Consider the following 22,304-nt stretch of genomic DNA (forward strand, 5'->3'; position numbering starts at 1 on the left):
TATATTTCAATAATATTCACATAAATATTACAATATATTTATAAGTTAGTTGTTATCAGATTCACCTTCAGAAGAATCACTATCATCAGAAACTTCATTTTCCCATAATTTCTTATCTTTAAATATATAGTCATGAATCTCTTCTCTTGCTATATTTTCATCAAAAGTAAAATAAAAAATTCCATTTATTAGAGAATCTTCGCTATACTCATCTCTAGGAAATCTGGCTTGCTCTAATTGTGTGTTATTCATAGATAGAACTTGAGTACCGAGAGATAATATTTCAGAGTTAGATAGGCTAGTTTCTACAAATGGAAGAAGTTTATTCATTGTAATAGCTAATTTACCAACCCCAGAATTTGAAATATTATTAAATATCTCATTCATTACTTTTCTTTGTCTTTCTGTTCTATCAAAGTCACCGCCTAAGGTTCCACGAATTCTCGTATATCCAAGAGCTTCATATCCTGTCATATGAACCTTGCCATTTTTTTCAAAATTCACATGTTTTGGAGTTTTACCTGCAGCCGTGTATACAACATCTAGATAGTTGTTTACATGTTCTAATTCAGTCTGAGACATTTCCATATCAATTCCACCCATAGCATCAATAATATTTTCAAGTTTTGAAAAATCAACAGAAACATAATCAGTAATGTTAAGATCAAAATTCTTGTTTATAGTTCTTATAGACAGTTCTGGCCCTCCATAGGCATAGGCATGATTAAGCTTATCATATCCATAGTCAGGAATATCAACATAAGAATCTCTCATAAAAGAAGTAATCTTAATTTTATTATTAATTGGATCAAGGGTTCCAATCATTATGGCATCAGAACGTTGTATATCATCAACTTTCTCATCTAATCCAAAGAAAGCAATGTTTACTACATCTCTATATTCTTTTGTATAAGTATCACTAGTTTTAAATTTATCACTAATTTCTAAATTTTTATCATCGATTGTAGTACGTTTCATTCTACCGAGAGTAGAATTTATACTTACTAAGAATACAATAATCAATATAATTAATGAGATTATTGTAATGGATACAATTCTTCGTCGTTTACGTTGCTTTGCTCTTTTTTTCTTTAAGACCTTTTTTTTAGTATCTATAGATTCCGTTTTATTGACAGTGGTTCTTCTATTAATAGAAGTCTTATCATCACCCAATGTAAAACCACCCTTTCTAAGTATTTTTTATACTAGATGTCAATTATATATTAACAACTATGGTATATATATAGATTACAAAAGTATTACAAAATTAAACTTATTCCATAAACTATTCTATAATTATACGATAAAATTTCTTATAATGGTATATTAAAAGAAGTTTTTTATTCTTCACAAATTTCTTTTAAAGTTCATATTATGAAAATAAGCAATATAAAAGGTGATACTTGTGTTATACGCGTTAATTTTGGCAGGAGGCAAAGGTACAAGGTTGTATCCACTGTCTCGCTCTAATAATCCCAAGCAGTTTTTAAAAGTTTTTAATGAAGATAGCTTTTTGACTAATACAGTAAAAAGGATAGAACCTTTAATAAATAAAGAAAATATATTTGTAGTTACTAATAAAGAATATATTGAAAAAATTCATGGAGAATTATCTCAACTAAATAAAGAAAATATATTTATAGAGCCTAGCAATAAAGAAACTGCTACTTGCATAGGTCTTGCAGCAGCCAAGCTGTTAAAGAGAGATAAGGATGCTGTTATGGTAGTGTTACCATCTGACCATTATATAGAAGGAGAAAAGGAATTTATAGATACCTTGAGGAATGCAGTAGAGCTTGCAGAAAAAAGAAGAGGCTTATAACTATAGGCATTGAGCCTAGTAGGCCAGAAACAGGTTATGGATATATTGAAATGGGAGACCCAGTAATAAGCTCTATGAAAACTTATAAGGTAGCTAGATTTACAGAAAAGCCCAATATAGATGTGGCTAAGGATTTTATTTTAAAAGGTACCTATCTATGGAACTCTGGAATGTTTGTATGGAGAGCTGATGTATTTCTAAGAGAAATGCAAAAGTACTTACCAAAGATGTATAGCTCTGTAAGTGAAATTTATAAACATGTTGGAGAAGAGGATGAAGAAGAAGTTATAGATAGAGAATATAAGATAATCGATGGTATCTCAGTTGATTTTGGAATAATGCAGAAAACTAGAAAAGGATATGTAATAAAAAGTGAATTTCAGTGGGATGATATTGGAAGCTTTGCATCCTTAACTAGATTTTTAGATGAACACAATGGTAATAGGATAGTTGGTTCTGCATACTTAAATTCCAGTGAGAACTGTGCAGTATTTGGACAGAAAAATCTAATTATAGGTTTTGGAATTAAAGACTTAGTTATTGTAGATGCAGGGGATGTTATTTTAGTAATGGATAAAAATAAGGATCAAGAGTTAAAGCATCTGATTAATGAAATGAAGGAAGAAAAGGAGTTAGAAGAGTTCTTGTAATATGAATTTAAGCTTAGTTTTAGAGGAGAATAATATCTTACTAAAACTAAGCTTAATAATTAAACTTTTTCAAACATATAAAACCCTACAGTGTATATTGACTGTAGGTTTTATATGTTTAAATGAGAACGGAAAATATATATTTAAAATAAAGTCATCTAGAAGAGTATCACCTTTCTTCCAGGACTCTCTTATAGATTTCATTATAGATATCTAAAGTTTTCTTAGCTGTATTTTCCCAAGAAAATTCCTTTGCTCTTAAAAGTGATATCTTGCTAAATTCATTTCGAAGGGTTTCACTACCAAGCATAAGTTCCATGGAATCTAAAAGAGCTTTATCACTATGTGGATCAATTAGAATACCACTATGTCCAACTACTTCTGGGATAGAGGTTGTATTTGAAGAAATTACTGGGGTACCGCAACTCATTGCTTCAAGTGGTGGTAATCCAAAGCCTTCATATAATGAAGGATATGCAAAGCATTCACAGGCATTGTAATAAATAGGCAAATCTTCATCAGGTGCAAAACCTGTAAATTTTATATATCGTTTCATATTAAGTTTATCAACTAATTTTACTAGCTCCTGAGATTCATCTCTATAGGAGCCTACAATTACTAAATTATATTCTTTATCCATATGGTTTACTAACTTACTAAAGGTACTTATAAGGGAATATACATTTTTTCTTTTACTAAAACCTCCAACATAAAGAATGAAAGGTTTATCTATATCATATTTTTCTTTTATTATATTTTTGCACAGCTCTTTGTCTAAGGGCATGTATTTTTTATCGGCAGCTAAGGGAGTAACAAATACTTTACTCTCATCAATTGGGAAAAATCTTAATATATCTTGTTTTGAGTATTCCGATACTGTAATAATTCCGTTACTAGCTTCTGCGATATAAGGCATCTCTTTTAAAAATTTTAATAAGTAGCCTCTGCCTACAGTTTCAGGCATTATATAGGGAATTAAATCGTGAATTGTAACTACTGTTTTGCAATGAACTTCAGGAGTCAACCCTATACCATTTTGTGGAATATGATATAAATCTATATTTTCTCTTTTTAAGTCTTCAGGGAAAAAATTATCCTGAAAGAATCTTTGATATTTTTTTGAGCACATAACTAAATTAGTATTTTCCTTTTGATAACTTTCATAGTTTTCACCAGACCAATAAATTTGATAAAAATTATTTCTATCTATGTTAAGTAAGTTTTTCAAAAGGTTTTCTGTATATGTTCCTATACCACTTCCGTTATACCAGTTTATGCCTCTACCATCTATGGCTAACTTCATAAATTTCACTCCTTTTAAAACCATATATTACATATTAATCAGGGAATAAATAAGTGTTACAAATACTTGAAAACTAAACACACATTTATTGGAGTTATCATATATTACCTATAGAAGGTTTATGGAGGAGGTTTTTTTGAAAGATTTAGAGATATCAGAAATATTGAAAAAAGAATATAACATTCGACTAACTTCTATAGAGAAAATAAAAAGCGTTTATAGAGTAGAGGCAGGTAAACAGATATATTGTCTAAAGGTAGTAAAATATGAACTTCCACATTTTTTATTCATATTAGGAGCTATGAAGCAATTAGATAGCAACGGATTTCAGTATGTACCAAACATAATAAGAACAACAAGAGGAATGGATTATATAAAATTCTATGAGAACTATGCCTATGTAACACCATGGCTTAATGGTAGAGAGAGTTCTTATGAAAATCCCATTGAACTTTCTATAGCTGCTAAAAAATTAGGACAGCTTCATAAATGTAGTGAAGGATTTATAGTAAGTAGAGATATGAAACCTAGAGTTGGTTGGTTTAAGTGGATAGAAGTGTATAGGACAAGAAAGGGAGAAATATTGAGCTTCAAAGATATTATAGATAGAAGAGACAAAAAGACAGATGTGGACTTGTACTATTTAAGTATGATGAAAGAGGAGCTTCAGAGATGTGACAGAGCAATTAATAATCTTTGTGATACAAATTATGAAAATAAGATCCTTGATGAGATAAAGCTAGGAGGGTTTTGTCATCATGATTATGCCAACCACAATGTATTAATAGGCAAGGATAATAAGGTTAATATCATTGATTTTGACTATTGCATTTTAGATACACATTTGCATGACTTATCTAGCCTTTTAATTAGGGCTATGAAGTATGGAAGATGGAATGAAGAAAGAGTAAAAATTATATTAAAAGCTTATAAATCAACCCATAGGTTAGAACAAGATGATATTAAAATCATGGCTGCATTTATGGAATTTCCTCAAGATTATTGGCAACGAGGTATTCAATATTATTGGGAGAAAAAAATGTGGGGAGAGGATTTCTTTTTAAGAAAATTAAAAGCCTATGACGATGATAGAGAAGAAAGACAGGAATTTATAAATAGCTTTAGAGAATTTAAGTTAGATAATCTTTAAGGAGGGGGTTATGTGAGTAAGAATGAAAACAAAAATTATGATGAATTTATTGAAGAGCTGGAAGAACTAAAAACCATAGAGGATTATGATAAAAGATTAGAGGATATGGAAGCTTACGTTAAAGAATTAAAGAAAATAAAAAAAAAGAAAAAAGAAGATGATGGAGCTTGAAATGGAGAAAGAAGAAATACTGAAGAAGATAAATAAAGTAGAAAAAAATAAACGTAAGTAGAGGTGTTAAAATGAATAGATTTTTTTATGATAGCTTTCAGCAATATTTATGTACTAAGGGTGTTAAAAAAGTAAATTTTATGCTGAAAAGCAATGAGACCTTAAGTAGACGCATATTAGAGGAAAAAGTAATAAACCAAATTAACATTATAAATGAAGTCCATAAGCTATCTTGTGGCTTTAATGGATATTTAAGAAAAAGAATAAATAATCACACTTGTAAACTCATTGAAGATGATAAAATTCAGCTTAAAAAATTTAGGCGTAGCCTAGAAAAAATTAAAGAAAATGGACCAATAGATAGAGTAGAAGAGATAGTTTTAGAAAGAGGAGACAGAGTTTTAGCTAGGGGTGAAAAGGTTATTGATACCATAATGAATAATGACTATATGGAGTTAGTTGCAAGAAGTATGGATAATGTAGAGATATGTTTAACTAATGTAGATTTTGATAATTTAGGAAAAAGTGAAACCATAGAAATTGTAAATTTCGATGACATAGCATATAACATGGTAGAGATGGATTGCTATTATTTTTTAGTAAAGCTTAAGAGAAAGGGATTTAAGGTGGATTTTAATAAGTGTATAGATGAATTTTGTAAGTTAGAAGGATTGGGTGAAAGTAGTAAAGTATTCATTAGAGCACTGTTATCTTATCCCTATGAATTTATTAAGATATATGAGAAATATAAGAAGAATAAAAAAAAGTTGGAATGAAGAGGAGTATATAAGAAGGTTATTAAATGGTATTAAAGAGGATGAAATGTCTTTAATATAAGGAGGTGACTGAAATATTATGGAAAATAGATTTTCTTATAAGGAATGGCTTAGTAAATACAACTTAGATATAAAACTTTTTAATAGTTATGATTTTTTAGTAACGGATGTAATTCCATTAAGAAAGGTATTTATTCTGTTAACAGATAAGGGAAATAAAATATTAAAGAAAATAGATTATACCAAGGAAGATTTATATTTTATAGTATACGGTATAGATTATCTAACAAACAATGGATTTGATAGAATCATAAATTTTTATCGAAATAATATGGGACATATCACCACAGTGTGGAAGGACAGTACCTATGTAGTTATGGATTTGATAGAAGGCAGAGAGTGTGAATACAATAATCCTTTAGATATTAATATAGCAGTCAGGAGTCTAGCAGAGATGCATGAAGCATCGAGAGACATAGGATTTTCTAAGGATTGTAGCAGATTTAAGGGTTTTAAACTTATAAATAGTTATAAGGAAAAGCTTCAGGATTTAGAAAATATGAAGACTATGGCTCTAAGTTATAAGAATAAAAATGAGTTTCATGAAATATTTCTTACTCACGTAGATTATTTCCTTGAAAGAATGAAAAAGAGTATAGAAGTATTAGAAAAGTCACCTTACATGGAGCTATGTAAGGTGAAAAATAATTTTATTCTTTGTCATCATGATTTAGCTTATCACAATATCTTAATAAAGGATAATAAAGGATATTTTATAGATTTTGATTATTCCATAATAGATTTAAGAGTTCATGATATATGTAATTTTATAAATAAGACCACAAAGAATAGTTGCTATGACTTCAATATGTTAAATCAAATTATAAAAGAATATAACTCCATATCACCTATATCAAAGGAAGAGTACGAAGTGCTTCATGGAATGTTACTATTCCCAGAAGGATTTTACTCTATATCTAGAGATTATTTTTATAGAAAAAAACTTTGGAAATTTAATAGTTACCTGTATAAAATACAAAAAAAAAGTGCAAGATATAGAGGAAAGACAAGATATGGTAGAAACATTCAAAAAAATTTATATGTTGGCTACACCCTAGCCCCCCCTAGGATGTAGCATAAAAGGAAGATACTCTATGTATCTTCCTTTTTATCTGATGAAGTTATTTTTTTATAGCTATCTAGAGTTTGTATTGCGGTTCTCTCCCAGGATAGAGAGTTTACTTTCATAAAACCCTTATTAATTAAATCATTTCTCAATACATTATCTAGTAGTGCCTTTGAAATACTTTCTCCCAGTTCCTCTATAGAATAGGGAGAGCATAGTAGTGCACTATCACCTAAGATTTCAGGTATAGAAGTTACATTGGATGCAACTACAGGAATACCGCATGCCATAGCCTCTAGAGGAGGAAGTCCAAAGCCTTCATAAAAGGAAGGATAAACTAGAAGGGCTGCATTATTGTAGAGATAAGGCATATGTTCCATTGCTATAAACCCAGGAAATATGACTTTGTCAGTAATTTTTAACTTTTCACAAAGATTCTTATAAATACTATAGGATTTACCCTTAGTTCCTGCTATGACTAACTTCATTTCATTAGGTAATTTATCATGAATTCTACTAAAAGCTTCTATAAGACCAGAAATATTCTTTCGAGGACTGAAACCACCTGTATACAAAATGTAATTTTTAGGTAAAAAATAGTATTTTTTTATTATAGTACTGCATAGAATTTTATCAAGGGGTTTATAGATATCTTCACTAGCTAAATAGGTAACATATATTTTTTCTTTGGGGAAATTAAAATCATTTGATATATCTTCCTTAGAAAAATTAGAAACAGTAATTATACCATCACATCTATTTACTATATCCTCCATGGAACTGTTGAAAAGACTAAGATATTTATCACCAACTGTGTCTGGCATATGTGCTGGAATTGTATCATGGAGAGTGATAACAAAAGGAAGATTATGATCCAAAGGTAAGCCGATACCATTTTGAGGTACATGATATATGTTTAAATCTTCATTGTTTAAATTTATAGGAAGACTTACACTTTCCCAAAAATTATTAGTATTTATATTAGGAGTAGAGGAAATTTTAAAATTAGAGTTAAAGTTTATGGACGTAGAATTACAATCACTAAAGAGGGTGTACTTATTTAAGGTATCAATTTTATTAATAGCGTTTATGAGCTGATAGGAATAAGTTCCTATACCTGTACCCCTGTACCATTTGGCAGCTCTAATGTCTATACCAATATTCATATAAATGCTCCTTTACAATAGGTATTATAATCCATACTATTCACTTAAACTCAAATATGTTATGGCTATTCTAAATTATCATGGTGATACATATAAATTATAGAGGGGGTGCGAAATTATGATGAGAGAGTTTGAAATTGAACGTCAATTTGATATTAAAATTGAAAGTATTAAACCTAATAAGGGTGTATATCAATTAAAAACCAATAAAGGTGTCAGGTGCTTAAAGAAAATAAGCTATGGTACTCAAAAATTATTCTTTGTATATGGAGCTAAAGAACATCTATACAATAATGGGTTTAAGAACATAGATAGATATTATCTTAATACAGAGGAAAAACCATATGCTCTAGTAAATGAAGATATTTATACCTTATCACAATGGATAGAAGGAAGAGAATGTGATTTCCATAGTGATGATGATTTAATATTGGCATCTAGAGCTTTAGCTAATTTTCATTTAGCGTCAAAGGGATATGAACCATCTGAAAACAGTAAATTAAAATCTGACTTAGGAAGATGGCCTCATTTAATGGAAAAAAGGATAAAATCCTTTGATAAGATGAAAGAAATGGTTAGAAAGAAAAGGAATCATAAGACAGACTTTGATTTAAATTATATAAAATCAATGGACTATTATAAAGTTTTAGGTCAAAAGGCCCTAGAGGTTCTAAATCAATCTAATTATTATAATATTTGTAGGATATCGGAGGAAGAAAAAAGCTTTTGCCATCATGACTTTACTTATCACAATATAATAGTAGACGAAAAAAATGAAGTAAGTATAATAGATTTCGATTACTGTAAAAGAGAGGTCAGAGCTTTTGATTTATCTAATTTTATGATTAAAGTTTTAAAGAGGCGAGAATGGGATTTTGAAATAGCAAAGCTTATCATTGATAATTATAATGAAATATCTCCAATAGAGGATGATGAATATATGGTGCTATATGCATTCTTGATGTTCCCTCAAAGATATTGGAGAATATGTAATAGGTATTATTATAATGAAGTAAATTGGGTACAAAACACTTTTAACAAGAAAATGGAAGAGCTTATACAAGAAAGAGAAAAATTTGAGAACTTTATGAGACAATTTAAAGAATTTTATAATATTTAAGGAGATTATCCTTGAGCATATTAAAAAAGTTGTGGAATATGTGATATACCACAACTTTTTATTTTTAAATTAAATCCATATTAAAAAGCGTCTTTAATTAGTTCTGCAATTTCAGAAACTAGAGGTAGTCTAGGGTTTGAGGTAGTACATTGATCTTCAAAAGCTTCATCGGCTAATGAATATAGTACAGAATCTAGATGCTCCTTAGTAACACCGCATTGACTAAGGGTAGTTGGAACATTTAGCTCTAGCATTAGGTTTCTAATAGCTTCCACCAAATTATTTACAGCTTCTTCACAGGTAGAGTGAGCTAAGCCTAAAAACTTTGCTATTTCCATGAACTTTTCAGGAGCTTTATAATATTCATATTTAGGGAAGGCTACTAGCTTACTTGGATTACTTCCATTATATTTTATAACGTGTGGAAGCATGATAGCATTTGCTCTTCCGTGAGGGATATGGAATTCTGAACCTAATTTATGAGCTATACTATGATTAACTCCTAAAAATGCATTGGTAAATGCCATACCTGCAATACAAGAAGCATTATGCATCTTTTCTCTAGCAAGAGCATTACTTCCATCTTTATATGCAATAGGTAGATATTTAAAAACAATCTCTATAGCTTTAAGAGCCAAGGCATCAGTGTAATCAGAAGCCATGACAGATACATAAGCTTCTATAGCATGAGTCAAAACATCTAACCCAGTATCAGCTGTAACTGATGGTGGTACAGTCATAACTAACTCCGGATCTATTATAGCAATATCAGGGGTTAGCTCATAATCTGCTAATGGATATTTTATATTATTTTCTTTATCAGTTATAACAGCAAAGGCTGTAACCTCAGACCCAGTTCCAGAGGTTGTAGGAATAGCAACTAATCTAGACTTTTTACCTAGAGCAGGAAACTTAAAAGCTCTTTTTCTTATATCCATAAATCTAAGTTTAAGACCATTAAAATCTATATCAGGATTTTCGTAGAAAAGCCACATACCTTTAGCAGCATCCATTGCTGATCCTCCACCAAGGGCTATTATAACATCAGGCTCAAAGCTATTCATTTGAGCAGTTCCTCTCATAACAGTTTCTGTAGATGGGTCTGGCTCTACGTCTAAAAATACATTTACATCAAAGTTAGCTTTCTTAAGATGTCCCATTACTTTAGATACATATCCAAGCCTATCCATGAATTTATCTGCTACGATGAAGGCTCTTTTACCCTTAAGTTTTTCAAGGTATGAAAGGGAACCAGGCTCAAAGAAAATTCTTTCAGGAACTCTAAACCATTGCATATTAACTCTCCTTTTAGCTACACGTTTAATATTTATTAAGTTGTTTGCACTGACATTTTGAGTTGTTGAATTTCTACCCATGGTTCCGCAACCCAAAGTTAATGAAGGAATATTTACATTATAAATATCTCCTATAGCACCTTGAGAAGAAGGAGAGTTTATTATTATCCTACCAACCTTAACTCTTCTAGAGAATTCTTCAATAACCTGGTCATTGGTAGAATGAAGAACAGCAGAGTGACCTAGACCACCAAAAGCAATCATATCTTCAGAGGCTTTTATTCCATCTTCAGTACTATCAACTATAAACATTGAAAGGATAGGACTAAGCTTTTCTCTTGAAAGAGGATAATCTGCACCGATTCCACCAGGTTCACATACTAGAACCTTTGTGTCCTTTGGAACTTTAATATCAGCCATTTCTGCGATTTTTGTAGCTCCTTGACCTACTATGTTTGGATTCATAGATTGCCTTTTTTCATCTATAGCAACCTTTTGAAGTTTTAACATTTCTTCTTTATTAAGAAAGTAACAGTTACGTTCTTTTAAGAGAGAAATTACTTCATCACTAATTTCTCTATCTATAATAACTGCCTGTTCTGAGGCACAAATGGTACCATTATCAAAGGATTTTGATAGTACTAAGTCATTAACAGATCTTTTAATATTGGCTGTTTTTTCTATATAGCAAGGAACATTTCCTGCACCAACACCAAGAGCTGGTTTTCCAGTAGAGTAAGCTGATTTAACCATACCAGGACCACCAGTAGCAAGAATAATATCTACTCCAGGATGAAGCATAAGTTTTTGTGAACCTTCAATGGAAGGACTACTAATCCATTGAATACAATTCTTAGGAGCACCTGCTTCAATAGCTGCATCCAAAAGCAACTTAGCAGTAGCTATACTACATTTTTGAGCTCTAGGATGAAAGCTAAATATTATAGGATTTTTAGTTTTTATAGCTATTAAGGATTTAAATATTGTAGTGGAAGTAGGATTTGTAGTTGGAGTAACTCCTGCTACTACGCCTATAGGTTCTGCAACTTCCATATAATCTTCTTCTTCATTTACAATGCCCACAGTTTTTAAATCTTTTATACTGTTGTATACATACTCAGAGGCAAATATATTTTTAGTTATTTTATCTTCATATACACCCATTTCCGTCTCATCTATAGCCATTTTAGCTAGTTCACGGTGTTTACTTAGGGCAGAGATTGTCATTTTTTTAACTATATTATCTATGGAATTTTGATCAAAGGTTAAAAATTCCTCGTAGGCATCACGAGCGTTTTTAACAAGGTTATTAATTTCAGAATCTACAGATGATATGGCTTTATCAGCTGAATTGCTAGAGCTTGAAATGGAATCATTCTTAGACTCCTTAACAGATTTTGTATCAATTTTTTCAGTAGACATTTAGTATATACCCCCTAAACTTTGTTATTTATTTAACTAATTATATTATACATCATGAAAATTAAATTTCAACATATTTAGTTAAAAATTTATCAATCTTTTGCTATATTTTTATATTTGTTTAATGAGTTCCATAGTTTTAATATCTCACAATTATTAAGTAGAGTTCATATGATATAAAGAGGAAATCATGAGGAGAGATATAGGTGAATATAGGTGATAGAGTAGTAAGAAAATCTTATAATAAAGATATAGTCTTTAAAATAATAGATATAGAAACTGATGATAAGGGAGTAAAAAAATATTTATTAAAGGGGTTAAATATAAGAATTGAAGCAGATAGCATAGAAGATGATTTAGAGGTTATTGACAGTGAGGGAGTTGGGGAGAAAGATAAAGTATTTAATAAAAAAGTAAATACTGCTCTAAAGAAAGTTTTGCTATCAAGGTCATATACAAGAGGGACTTCCGCTGCATTAAGAGTTATAGACACTGAGATAAACAGAAAAGAAAAGAAAGGTACATCTTTTAAAAATAGTGAATTATTCTTTGGAAGACCAGGTAAAATTCTTCATATTGATGGTGATCCTCAATACCTAGATATTTGTTTAAAAACATATAAGCAATTATCCATTGAGGCTGTAGGTAAAGTCATAGCAGAAAAGGATCAGCCCTCCCAGATACTAGATTTAGTAAAGGAAATAAACCCAGATATAGTTGTAATTACGGGTCATGATGGAATGAGCAAGAATATATCAGATTATATGGATCTTGGAAACTATAGAAACTCAAAATACTTTGTAGAATGTGTTTCTTTATTAAGAAGTTATAATTCTAATTATGATGATTTGGTTATTTTTGCAGGTGCCTGTCAATCAAACTACGAAGCATTGCTTGATGCAGGTGCTAATTTTGCATCTTCCCCCAGTAGGGTCCTCATCCATTGTTTAGATCCAGTATTAATTTGTGAGAAGGTAGCTTACACTAATATCGATGATATAGTAAATATTGAAGATGTAATTAAAAATACAATCACAGGGATTAAAGGGGTAGGAGGATTACAAACTAGAGGTAAATATAGAGAAGGATATCCTAAGTCTCAGTATGTAAAGTAAAATGAGAAAATAAGTTGTGATTTATACAATTTTAACTATAGTATGTATAGGGTGAAAACTCTCAAACCCCCATGAACAGAACAAATAGTTAACTAGTTAACTAGGTATATAGGTATGTAGGGATATAGGTATATAGTTAAATAGGTTTATATATACCTATTTTCATATATAAATATTTATATATAAAGATATATTTAAGAAAATGCTGATAAAAACAGGACAAATTTATAAAATATAAAACACTTAATTATAAGGGTAAGAAAATTACTCATGATTAGGTGTTTTTTACTTTAAATACAAGTGATATAAGTTTGAATACAGTCGAGTCTGTAGATGAATTTATACTAAAACCTTTTATAACTGCCATACATTTTCATCTAAAATATAGATTTGTATAGTTATATGTGAATATTCTAAAAAATTCTACACATAATAATGTCAAGTTGGTTTCTGGCCATTATAGCTGAATAAACGACATAGCGTTAAAAAAACAAAATAATACATAAAAATTTAACGAATATTTAACATTGACAAGTATTATTAAAATGTTGTAAAATATTTAGTTTGCTTGACATAAGGAGAGGTAACTGTTATAATAAAGTTGGAAGCCTTTATGGAAATATTAGAAAGAGGGTGTCTACTGTGAAGATGGGAAATGTATTGACTACGATAAAAAAAGATATCGAAAGTCATGTTGGCGAAAAAGTGACATTGAAGGCAAATGGAGGAAGACGTAAAGTAGTAGTAAATGATGGTGTTTTGGAAAAAACATATGACAGTATATTTACAATTAGACTTGATAATAATGTGCAACGTACTGTTAGTTATAGCTATAGTGATGTACTAACAAAAACTGTTCAGCTAGTGTTTGCAGGGTAAAATGAAGAGGTGTTCTTTTAAGAATGCCTCTTTTATTTTGCGTATAATAATTATTCTTTTAAGAAAATTTAATATAAGTAGTTATATTTCATAACATTCTCATATATACATTATTAGTAGGTATTTTAGGAGGGAAAGTTATGGATTTGGATTTGATAAAAGACTATATAGAATATGAGCAATCAATAGCTGAAAATGACACAAAGATGTTCATAAAGGAAGAATATGTTATACCTGATACGCTACCAGATGTGGATAATATACTAATGTTAGATGTAAAGCCTATGATAACAAATAAAGAGGTTGGAACTGATAAGGTAAATTTAGAGGGTCAACTTCAGTATACTATCCTTTATATGGCTAAAGATGGAGGAGCTACTGAAGCTCATTCAGTAGTATATAATGGTAACATTTTTGAGTCTATTGACATGATTGGTGCCCAATCAAATATGTATTGCGATATAGAGCTAAACATTGAACATATGGATTGTGTTATTATTAATGAAAGAAAGATAGCTATTCAAGGGTTTATTATATGTAAGTGCAATGGATATAATATAAATTCCTTTGAGATAGTTAAAGATGTACATGAAGGAAAGGATATTCAGTTTTTAAAGAATCCTATGACTGTAGATAAGGTTATGGAACCTATAGAAACTGAATTAGTTGGAAAAGCAGAAGTTAAAATAGACATGGATAAAAATGAGTGTCTAAAGGTTATAAAATATGACGTTACTATTGGTAAGAAGGATGTAAGAATATATGATGGTGGACTCAAGGTAGAGGCCATGGCCAATGTAGCTATATTATATAAAGGCAAGAATGGAAGAGATTTATTCTGCGTTTCAGAAAGTGTACCTTTATATAAAGAAGTTACCGTTGATGAGTTAAAACCAAATATGGAATACTTCACTGAATTTGAAGTTCAATCTTTTGAATACGATGTTAGACAAGACGATATGGGTGAAAACAGAGTAATTGATGTAGAATTTGTAGTTAAAGCTATTACTCATGTAATGTATAAAGAAGAAGTAGAAGTTATACAAGATGTATATTGCCCTACAAAACTATTAAACATGGATATTAAAGAAAATAATATTAATGTGATACAAGGTCATGGATATACTGAAAGTTTGGTTAAAGGAGATATTGACGTAAAGAATGATGATTTAAAACCAATTAAAGTTATAATGACTACAGGAAATGCATCTATTACTGATAAAAATATTAAAAATGATAAGATAGAAATTGAAGGATTATTAAAGGTTGATGTGCTATATTCAACTGAGGATGAAGAGCAGTATTTAGTTACTGTAGAGGATGAGATTCCTTTTAGTTGCAAGGTTGATATAGCTGGAACAAATCCAAATATGCAAGCAAATGCTAATATATCTCTAGAGATGATAGAGGGAAGCTTAGAAGCTGGAAATGTATCTATTAGAGCCATTGTTAAAGTTCATTGCAAGGTATATTACAATATTAAAAATAAATTTGTTGTTAACATGGCAATTAATGATGGTGAAGTTCCAGAGAAAAAAGCAAGTATAATAATATATGTAGTTCAGCCAGAGGATACTCTTTGGAGCATAGCTAAGAAATACTTGACTACAGTTGATGAAATTATGAAAATTAATGAATTAGCTGAAGGGGAAGAAGTTAAGCCATCTCAGAAATTAATTATACCAGGAAGAGCTACAGTTTAAAGATTTTAAATTAGATATATTTAATATTTATTAAGTAAAAATGCCATGAAGTGTAGCATTAGCTCTATATTTCATGGCATTTTATTTTGCTAAGCTGAGTATCACACTTATAAATAGAGTTCTTGACGTAAAGGGTAAAAAGGATTATTCTCATTTGTAGTGAGGTGTATGAATAGATGAAGGTAAAAGCTTATGGTAAAGTAAATATAGTCCTTGATATTATTGGAAAAAGAGAAGATGGATATCATCTTTTAAGGATGATTATGCAAACTGTTAATATATATGATGAATTAACTTTTAATAAAGGAGCAGAAGGAATACATATTACAAGTAATAAGGAGTTTGTCCCTACAGATAATAAAAACCTTGTGTATAAAGCAATAGAATTATTTTGCCATACCTATGGCATAAAAAGAGAGATGGAAGTTCATATTGAAAAGAATATTCCTGTAGAAGCTGGCATGGCAGGAGGAAGTACTGATGCAGCAGCAGCTTTAAGAGCTATGAGGGATATATATAAACCTAATGTTAGTAATGAAGAGCTTAGATTACTTGGAGTTAAACTAGGAGCAGATGTACCATATTGTATAGAAGGGGGAACGGCTCTTTGTGAAGGTATTGGAGAAGTTATAACTCACCTTAAGGATTTTAAAGATAAACTAATGGTAGTTGTTAAACCGAATTTTGGGATATCTACAGTGGATACTTATAAGGGTTTTAAACTTAATGAGGTAAAGGTTCATCCTGATGTGGAGGGTGTTATAAAAGCTATGGCTAGGATGATGTTAAATATGTAGCTAATAATATGATGAATTTACTAGAGCTTGTAACAATAAAGGATCATAAGGAAATTGAGGATATAAAGGACTTTATGTGCAAAGAAGGCGCACTAGGAGCAATGATGAGTGGAAGTGGACCTACTGTTTTTGGTTTTTTTAATGACATTAATAAAGCAAATCAGTGTGCAGATAGGTTACGGGATAAGTATAAAGAGGTTTTTGTTACAAGAACCATCTAGAATTTCTTTAATAAAATAAAAGCCATAATATAATTAGAGATAAGAGAGTAATTCAAGAAGAATTGCACTCTTATTTTTTTCGTTAAATTAGATTTTAAGAAGGTTAAAGGTTTATGCTAAGAATTCTATTAGTAAGCTTCAGAGGGAGTAAAAACTCCCTCTGAAGCAAAGAATTCTGTTTATGAATATAAACTTTACATTAAGGTAAAACTAGGTTTGCAGGAAATTGTTAAGGCTCTAGATAGCTGATAAATTAAAATATAAATTTGAAGGATGATAATTTATGATGAGACTTTTTATTGAAAGATTTGATATATACCTAGTAATACTAATATTAGTATCTGGGTATATGATGGTAGGTAGCGATGTAAGGTATTTTTCAAGAGAGGATAAGCATAAAGCTAAAAAACAAAGCTTAGTAATTGGGATAGCTATGATGTTAGTTGTGATTGGAATGTTTATTGTGAGAGGAATATTTATCTAAAAGAATAGATACAGAAAAAATTAGTTTTTTAATTTTGTGGCACTGAAGGGAAGGAGATATCTGTATGAAGGATCAAATTCGTGAACACATTTCTAATAGCACAAGAGAGAACATGGATTATCTTAAGAAATTATTTAAAGATACATCCGACATGGTATTTAGAGAATTTAAGTTTGGTGATATTCTTTGTGGAGTCATATATATAGATGGTATGGCAGATAAGGAATTATTAAATGATTTTTTACTTGAACCTATGATGAAGATGAGTGGAGATATAACTGATTCTAATGAAATAAAAGATAGGATTATAGCTATATCTGATATGAGGGAAGTTAATAAGTTAAGTGATGGAATTACTGCAATATTATCAGGCGAAAGTTTAGTTTTAATTGATAACCTACAAGGAGCATTAGTGGTAGCTAATAGAGCTTGGCCTAATCGTGGAGTTGGTGAACCCTCAGGAGAAACTGTAATACGTGGATCTAGAGAAGGTTTTACAGAAACTATTAGGTTTAATACAGCACTTCTTAGAAGAAGAATTAGGGATGTAGGCCTTAAAATTGAGGGAAGACAATGTGGTGTTAGATCTAAAACCGATATGGCTATAGTATACATAGATGACATAGTAAATACTGATGTATTAGAAGAATTGAAGGAAAGATTAGATAGAATTGATATTGATGCAATTTTAGATAGTGGTTATGTTGAGCAATTTATTGAAGATAATGATAGAACTCCATTTCCTCAAGTACAAAGTACTGAAAGACCAGATGTGGTAGCTGCTGCTTTATATGAAGGAAGAATAGGAATAATTGTAGATGGTTCACCTTTTGCATTAATTGTTCCAGCGGTGTTAGTGGATTTCTTTCAATCACCAGATGATTACTATACAAGTTGGATAAGTGGAAGTATGGTAAGGTTCATTAGAATTGTAGGAATACTGGTATCTTTAGTTTTACCTGCTTTGTATGTAGCTGTAACCACATTTCACACAGACTTAATTCCTACAAAACTAGCATATGCTATAGCTTCGTCTAGAGAGGGAGTACCCTTTGCTGCCTATGTAGAGGTATTGCTAATGGAAGCTAGTTTAGCCTTTCTAGTTGAAGCTATTATAAAATTACCGAAACCAGTTGGTTCTACAATTGGTATAGTTGGAGGACTTATAATAGGTCAATCAGCTGTAGAGGCAGGACTCGTTAGTCCTATAATGGTTATAGTTTTAGGACTTACAGCAATAACAACATTTTTAATACCTAACTATACAGTAACTTCAGCCTTTACTTATTTTAGAATAATGATTATTATTCTAGCAGCAGTTTTTGGTTTGTATGGAATAATGCTAGGTATTATATTTTTAATAATTCATTTAACGAGAATAAAAAGTTTTGGAATACCTTACCTTGCTCCAGCAGTAGATTTAATTTGGAGTGATTTAAAAGACCTATATGTAAGAATGCCACTTAAAGTCTTTAAAGATAGGCCACATTTCTTAAAACCACGAGATGCAGTAAGACAGAAAACTAAAAGACAAGGTGGTACTAAATAAGGTGTTACCATAGCTGGGAGGTTGAAATATGAAAAATAAAGGATTTATTGAAGAATTTGCACTCTTTGCTAGCTTATCAGTATCCATGATAGGGGTAGGTGTTTTTTATGCTCCCGCTATTGTAGCTAAATATGTAGGAGCGGATAGCTGGATATCTGCAATAATAGCAGGAATTGCAATTTGTTTAATTCTTTTTTGTATATATGAAATAGTTAAAATAAATAAATATAAGGATATTACACCAATATTAAAAGATACCTATGGAGGGGTTTTAGGAACAATTATATCTTTAATATATTCATTGGTGATAATAATTGTATTAGCATTTTCTCTTAGGGTATTTTCTGAGGTTATAACCATGTATCTTTTAGTTAATACACCTACTGAAGTAATAATAATAACATTTATATTTATAGGGATGTATTTAAGTCGTGGAGGCCTTGCTAATGTGGTACATTTTAATGAAATAGCTTTCTGGGTTATGTTTTTACCTTTAGCAATAATTTTATTGTTAACTTTACCTGAAGCAAATTTTAAAAATCTTTTACCAATAGGTGCTTCACCTATTCAAAACTATTTTATATCTAGTTTTGAAATGCTATTTCTATTTAATGGCTTTTCTATTGCTTTTATTTTGATACCCTATGTAAGAGAAAAAGGAAAGATTGGTCCTATTTTGAGAAGAAGTAGTCTTTTTGTAGGTTTGTTCTATGTAATAATATTTATATTAGTGTCTGCTACTTTATCATCAGTACAAACTGCTGAAAGTATATTCCCAACCATAACAATGCTACAATCTATAAGTTCAAGAAGTGGATTTTTGGAAAAGTGGGATGGTTTAGTTATGTCCTTGTGGGTAATATTCTATTTTACATCCTTTGCTAATATATATTACTTTGCTTCTTCCATATTAAAAGAGAGTCTTAATTTAGATGATATTAGAACGTCATCTATGATATATGTTCCTATAGTATATTTAGCAGCTATGATACCTAAAAGTATTATAGAAGTTAGAAATTTTAAATTTGGCTATTTAAGAATTGGTTTCATTACAACAATTATAGTTGTGATAGGAATAACTCTATTATTAAGCTATATAAAGAAAAGGAGGATGCAAAGTGAAGAATAAGATAATAAAACTTATTCCTATAATGATTATATCTTTACTTCTTACTGGATGTTGGGACAGCGTAGAGATTGATAGAAAAGCCTTTGTATCTACCATAGCAATAGATGTAGGTGAAGATATTAAAGCTAGAAGTGAAATAATAAATTCTAAGGATAATACATCAGAAGAGAGTATTGAAGAAAATAATACATTAAGAGTTACTTATGGATTTCCAGACATTAGAAATATGGATTCTAAAAAGGGTACTGCTTCAGAACTTTCTATAACGGTAGAAGGGTATTCAATGACGGATACATACTTTAAGGCCCTTGCAAAGAGCAGTAGAACTCTTCACTTTGGACATAGTAAACTATTACTTTTAAGTGAAGACTTATTTAAGTATCCTGAAGTTTTACAAGAAGTAATGGATTATATTGAAAGAGAACCAAGTTTAAATAGAACAATTATGATGACTATAGTTAAAGGAAAGGCCAAGGATTATGTGGAAGTTAAGCCTGTAACTGAAGAAAATATTGATAATTATATTACTAGTCTTATGGGTAACAGTAGTAAAAATGGGACAGTAGCACCTGTAAATTTAACAAAATACATAGATATGGTTAAATCTTACAATTCTAGTGCATTACCAGTCTTTTCTCTTGAAAATGAAAAAGATATACAGCTTACAGGTATGGCCATTATACAAGATTTTACCATAAAGGATTATTTAGATAATAACCAGATGACAGATATTCAAATACTTAGAGGAGAGATTGGTTCATGTAGAAAAGCTGTGAATAAAGAAGGTCATAATATAGACTACTATATAAAAAATGTAGATAGAGATTTACATATAGATTATGAAGATAATAAATTAAAGCTTAAGTACACCATTGATACAGAAGGAACTTTAAAGGGGTATTATGCTAAAGCAGAATCTTTAGATAGTGAGGTTATAAAGGAGATTGAACAGCAATTTAATGAGTCTATGAAAAAGGACTTCCAAGAGCTTATAGATTTTACTAGAAATAATTTAAAAGTAGATGTATTAGATATTGGAAGTGATATTAGAAGGTTTCATAAAGGAATTTGGAATGAAGTAAAAGACAACTGGCCACAGGCTCTTGAAAATGCAGAAATATCTATTGAAGTGAACAATGATATAAGAAATATAGGGTTATCAAATTAAATATTAAAAGTATGATGTTATAAAATATTAATAAAAATATTATTAAAAGTGAATATAACTTGTCCATGTGGTAACAATTAAGATATGATTTTAAGTTTTAGGAGGAAGAAACGATGAAAAAAATTATATCTATAGTTGTTACCATATTTTTTATAGTTATACTTTTAGTTAAGGTACAGGGAGTTGAAGCAGCTAATTTTATTTCTGAAAATAAGATGTCTGATAATGTTTCAATAGAAGATATATCAGGAAAGTTAATTAGGTTTCACGTTATTGCTAATAGTGATAGTGAGAAAGATCAAAATCTAAAGCTTAAAGTTAGAGATAAAGTTTTAGAATATGTACAACCACTTTTAAAAGACAGTAAGAATATAGAAGAATCAAGAGAGATTTTAAATAGGGAAAACGAAAAAGTTCTTGAGATAGCTAGAGAAGTTATAAAAGAAAATGGTTATGACTATTCTGTAGAATCTACCCTAGATAAAGAGAATTTTCCTGTTAAAACCTATGGTAATATTACTTTGCCTCAAGGAGAATATGAAGCATATAGAATAATAATTGGAACTGGTGAAGGCCAAAATTGGTGGTGTGTTATGTTTCCTCCTATATGTTTTGTAGATATAACAAAAGGTGAAGTTGCCTATGAAGAGACTGAAGAGGAAATGAAAAAAGTTTTAGATGATGAAGAATTCAATATGGTGGATAACACTAATTCAGAAAATGTTAGTAGTGAAAAAATAGAAGAGATTAAAGAAGTTAGTGATGCTTTAGCGGATAATACGGAAGATGATAATATAGTAATAAAATTTAAAATAGAAGATATATTGAAAAATCTGTTTAAATAATATTGAATATGGTAGTGAACATATATAAAATATAAGGAGTATAATTTATTTATGTTCACTATTTAATTTTACAGTGAATAGATTGTACCAAGGATAAAATTATTGGATTCTGTTAAGCTGATATGAAAAAATAGCTTAATAATTCGTAGAATTACTCGCTCTTTGAAAATTATATAAGTTTGGATGATTTATTGCATGGCAAACAAGCCTACAATAAATTGGATTTTTGTAGGCTAATCAAAGATATTAATCAATGTTAAGCAGCAACAAACCAAGAGTTCTTATTTGAATCACTAGAGTTAAATCCTGCTACTTGAGCAGGTGTTAATTTACTTAGTGAACCGTGAGGTCTAACGAAGTTATAGTGAAAAATAAATAGTGAAATTAGGTTGTTGGCTTTCTCAAAAGAATTA

Annotated in this window: 17 protein-coding genes and 3 pseudogenes; 15 read left to right on the forward strand and 5 right to left on the reverse strand. The window is 30.0% G+C overall.

The genetic code is table 11. The features are described 5' to 3' along the window. Window positions 1-45: 45 nt before the first annotated feature. On the reverse strand, window positions 46-1,173 hold the full coding sequence (locus IO99_RS13495; protein ID WP_051824134.1) for an LCP family protein: 1,128 nt from the start codon (window positions 1,171-1,173) through the stop codon (window positions 46-48). A gap of 232 nt (window positions 1,174-1,405) precedes the next feature. Between IO99_RS13495 and IO99_RS13500 the strand changes: the two are divergent. Then, window positions 1,406-2,472: pseudogene (locus tag IO99_RS13500) on the forward strand (mannose-1-phosphate guanylyltransferase). Between the two features lie 169 nt (window positions 2,473-2,641). Here the strand turns inward: IO99_RS13500 and IO99_RS13505 are convergent. Next, window positions 2,642-3,775: a glycosyltransferase family 4 protein gene (locus tag IO99_RS13505; protein WP_035134327.1), complete on the reverse strand. Its 1,134-nt coding sequence runs from the start codon at window positions 3,773-3,775 to the stop codon at window positions 2,642-2,644. A gap of 136 nt (window positions 3,776-3,911) precedes the next feature. Between IO99_RS13505 and IO99_RS13510 the strand changes: the two genes are divergently transcribed. The 4 genes from IO99_RS13510 (at window position 3,912) to IO99_RS13520 (ending at window position 7,007) form a co-directional block, all read left to right on the forward strand. Next, complete coding sequence (locus IO99_RS13510; RefSeq protein ID WP_156964373.1) at window positions 3,912-4,925, forward strand: CotS family spore coat protein; 1,014 nt, start codon at window positions 3,912-3,914, stop codon at window positions 4,923-4,925. Window positions 4,926-4,937: 12 nt separating this feature from the next. Continuing rightward, complete coding sequence (locus IO99_RS19150; protein WP_156964374.1) at window positions 4,938-5,096, forward strand: hypothetical protein; 159 nt, start codon at window positions 4,938-4,940, stop codon at window positions 5,094-5,096. Window positions 5,097-5,167: 71 nt separating this feature from the next. After that, window positions 5,168-5,872, forward strand: a complete 705-nt coding sequence (locus IO99_RS13515; protein WP_242844133.1) for a hypothetical protein — start codon at window positions 5,168-5,170, stop codon at window positions 5,870-5,872. A gap of 79 nt (window positions 5,873-5,951) precedes the next feature. Next, entirely contained in the window at window positions 5,952-7,007 is a 1,056-nt protein-coding gene (locus IO99_RS13520; RefSeq protein WP_035134331.1) for a CotS family spore coat protein, read from the forward strand. A 17-nt stretch (window positions 7,008-7,024) separates the two neighbouring features. Here IO99_RS13520 and IO99_RS13525 read toward each other — a convergent pair whose 3' ends face one another. Continuing rightward, window positions 7,025-8,164 (reverse strand): glycosyltransferase family 4 protein, encoded by a 1,140-nt coding sequence (locus IO99_RS13525; protein ID WP_035134333.1) that lies wholly within the window; start codon window positions 8,162-8,164, stop codon window positions 7,025-7,027. Between the two features lie 118 nt (window positions 8,165-8,282). Between IO99_RS13525 and IO99_RS13530 the strand changes: the two genes are divergently transcribed. Further along, window positions 8,283-9,284, forward strand: a complete 1,002-nt coding sequence (locus tag IO99_RS13530; RefSeq protein ID WP_035134335.1) for a CotS family spore coat protein — start codon at window positions 8,283-8,285, stop codon at window positions 9,282-9,284. 80 nt (window positions 9,285-9,364) lie between these two features. Here IO99_RS13530 and adhE read toward each other — a convergent pair whose 3' ends face one another. Then, window positions 9,365-12,001: a bifunctional acetaldehyde-CoA/alcohol dehydrogenase gene (adhE, locus tag IO99_RS13535; protein ID WP_084178187.1), complete on the reverse strand. Its 2,637-nt coding sequence runs from the start codon at window positions 11,999-12,001 to the stop codon at window positions 9,365-9,367. A gap of 206 nt (window positions 12,002-12,207) precedes the next feature. Here adhE and yabG point away from each other — a divergent pair, with 206 nt between their 5' ends. The 9 genes and pseudogenes from yabG (at window position 12,208) to spoIIR (ending at window position 21,891) form a co-directional block, all read left to right on the forward strand. After that, entirely contained in the window at window positions 12,208-13,116 is a 909-nt protein-coding gene (yabG, locus tag IO99_RS13540) for a sporulation peptidase YabG (protein ID WP_035134337.1), read from the forward strand. A gap of 642 nt (window positions 13,117-13,758) precedes the next feature. Then, window positions 13,759-13,995 (forward strand): Veg family protein, encoded by a 237-nt coding sequence (locus IO99_RS13545; protein WP_035134339.1) that lies wholly within the window; start codon window positions 13,759-13,761, stop codon window positions 13,993-13,995. Window positions 13,996-14,135: 140 nt separating this feature from the next. Beyond that, window positions 14,136-15,698 carry a DUF3794 and LysM peptidoglycan-binding domain-containing protein gene (locus tag IO99_RS13550; RefSeq protein ID WP_035134341.1) on the forward strand — a complete coding sequence of 521 codons (1,563 nt, stop codon included), beginning with the start codon at window positions 14,136-14,138 and terminating at the stop codon, window positions 15,696-15,698. Between the two features lie 176 nt (window positions 15,699-15,874). Then, window positions 15,875-16,716, forward strand: a pseudogene (ispE, locus tag IO99_RS13555) (4-(cytidine 5'-diphospho)-2-C-methyl-D-erythritol kinase). Window positions 16,717-16,999: 283 nt separating this feature from the next. After that, entirely contained in the window at window positions 17,000-17,200 is a 201-nt protein-coding gene (locus IO99_RS13560) for a CLC_0170 family protein (RefSeq protein ID WP_035134343.1), read from the forward strand. A 64-nt stretch (window positions 17,201-17,264) separates the two neighbouring features. Further along, a complete protein-coding gene (locus tag IO99_RS13565; RefSeq protein WP_035134345.1) occupies window positions 17,265-18,749 on the forward strand; it encodes a spore germination protein in 1,485 nt (494 codons plus the stop codon). A 28-nt stretch (window positions 18,750-18,777) separates the two neighbouring features. Continuing rightward, the gene (locus IO99_RS13570; protein WP_035134346.1) at window positions 18,778-19,878 is read left to right on the forward strand and encodes a GerAB/ArcD/ProY family transporter; all 1,101 of its coding nucleotides are present in this window, start codon (window positions 18,778-18,780) and stop codon (window positions 19,876-19,878) included. Further along, window positions 19,868-21,046 carry a Ger(x)C family spore germination protein gene (locus tag IO99_RS13575; RefSeq protein ID WP_035134348.1) on the forward strand — a complete coding sequence of 393 codons (1,179 nt, stop codon included), beginning with the start codon at window positions 19,868-19,870 and terminating at the stop codon, window positions 21,044-21,046. Before IO99_RS13570 ends, IO99_RS13575 begins: the two co-directional genes overlap by 11 nt. A 113-nt stretch (window positions 21,047-21,159) precedes the next feature. Then, window positions 21,160-21,891 carry a stage II sporulation protein R gene (gene spoIIR, locus IO99_RS13580; RefSeq protein ID WP_035134350.1) on the forward strand — a complete coding sequence of 244 codons (732 nt, stop codon included), beginning with the start codon at window positions 21,160-21,162 and terminating at the stop codon, window positions 21,889-21,891. A gap of 256 nt (window positions 21,892-22,147) precedes the next feature. On the opposite strand, the pseudogene IO99_RS19155 reads toward spoIIR, so the two are convergent. After that, window positions 22,148-22,304, reverse strand: a pseudogene (locus IO99_RS19155) (integrase core domain-containing protein); the annotation flags it as partial.

Origin of the sequence: Clostridium sulfidigenes, assembly GCF_000732635.1 — a bacterium.
Classification (GTDB): Bacteria; Bacillota; Clostridia; order Clostridiales; family Clostridiaceae; genus Clostridium_J; species Clostridium_J sulfidigenes.

Coding starts and splice junctions, on each gene's coding strand:
- IO99_RS13505 (WP_035134327.1), bottom strand. CDS start 3,775: ATGAAGTTAGCCATAGATGGTAGAGGCATAAACTGGTATAACGGAAGT.
- IO99_RS13515 (WP_242844133.1), top strand. CDS start 5,168: ATGAATAGATTTTTTTATGATAGCTTTCAGCAATATTTATGTACTAAG.
- IO99_RS13520 (WP_035134331.1), top strand. CDS start 5,952: ATGGAAAATAGATTTTCTTATAAGGAATGGCTTAGTAAATACAACTTA.
- IO99_RS13525 (WP_035134333.1), bottom strand. CDS start 8,164: ATGAATATTGGTATAGACATTAGAGCTGCCAAATGGTACAGGGGTACA.
- IO99_RS13530 (WP_035134335.1), top strand. CDS start 8,283: ATGATGAGAGAGTTTGAAATTGAACGTCAATTTGATATTAAAATTGAA.
- adhE (WP_084178187.1), bottom strand. CDS start 12,001: ATGTCTACTGAAAAAATTGATACAAAATCTGTTAAGGAGTCTAAGAAT.
- IO99_RS13550 (WP_035134341.1), top strand. CDS start 14,136: ATGGATTTGGATTTGATAAAAGACTATATAGAATATGAGCAATCAATA.
- IO99_RS13560 (WP_035134343.1), top strand. CDS start 17,000: ATGATGAGACTTTTTATTGAAAGATTTGATATATACCTAGTAATACTA.
- IO99_RS13565 (WP_035134345.1), top strand. CDS start 17,265: ATGAAGGATCAAATTCGTGAACACATTTCTAATAGCACAAGAGAGAAC.
- IO99_RS13570 (WP_035134346.1), top strand. CDS start 18,778: ATGAAAAATAAAGGATTTATTGAAGAATTTGCACTCTTTGCTAGCTTA.
- spoIIR (WP_035134350.1), top strand. CDS start 21,160: ATGAAAAAAATTATATCTATAGTTGTTACCATATTTTTTATAGTTATA.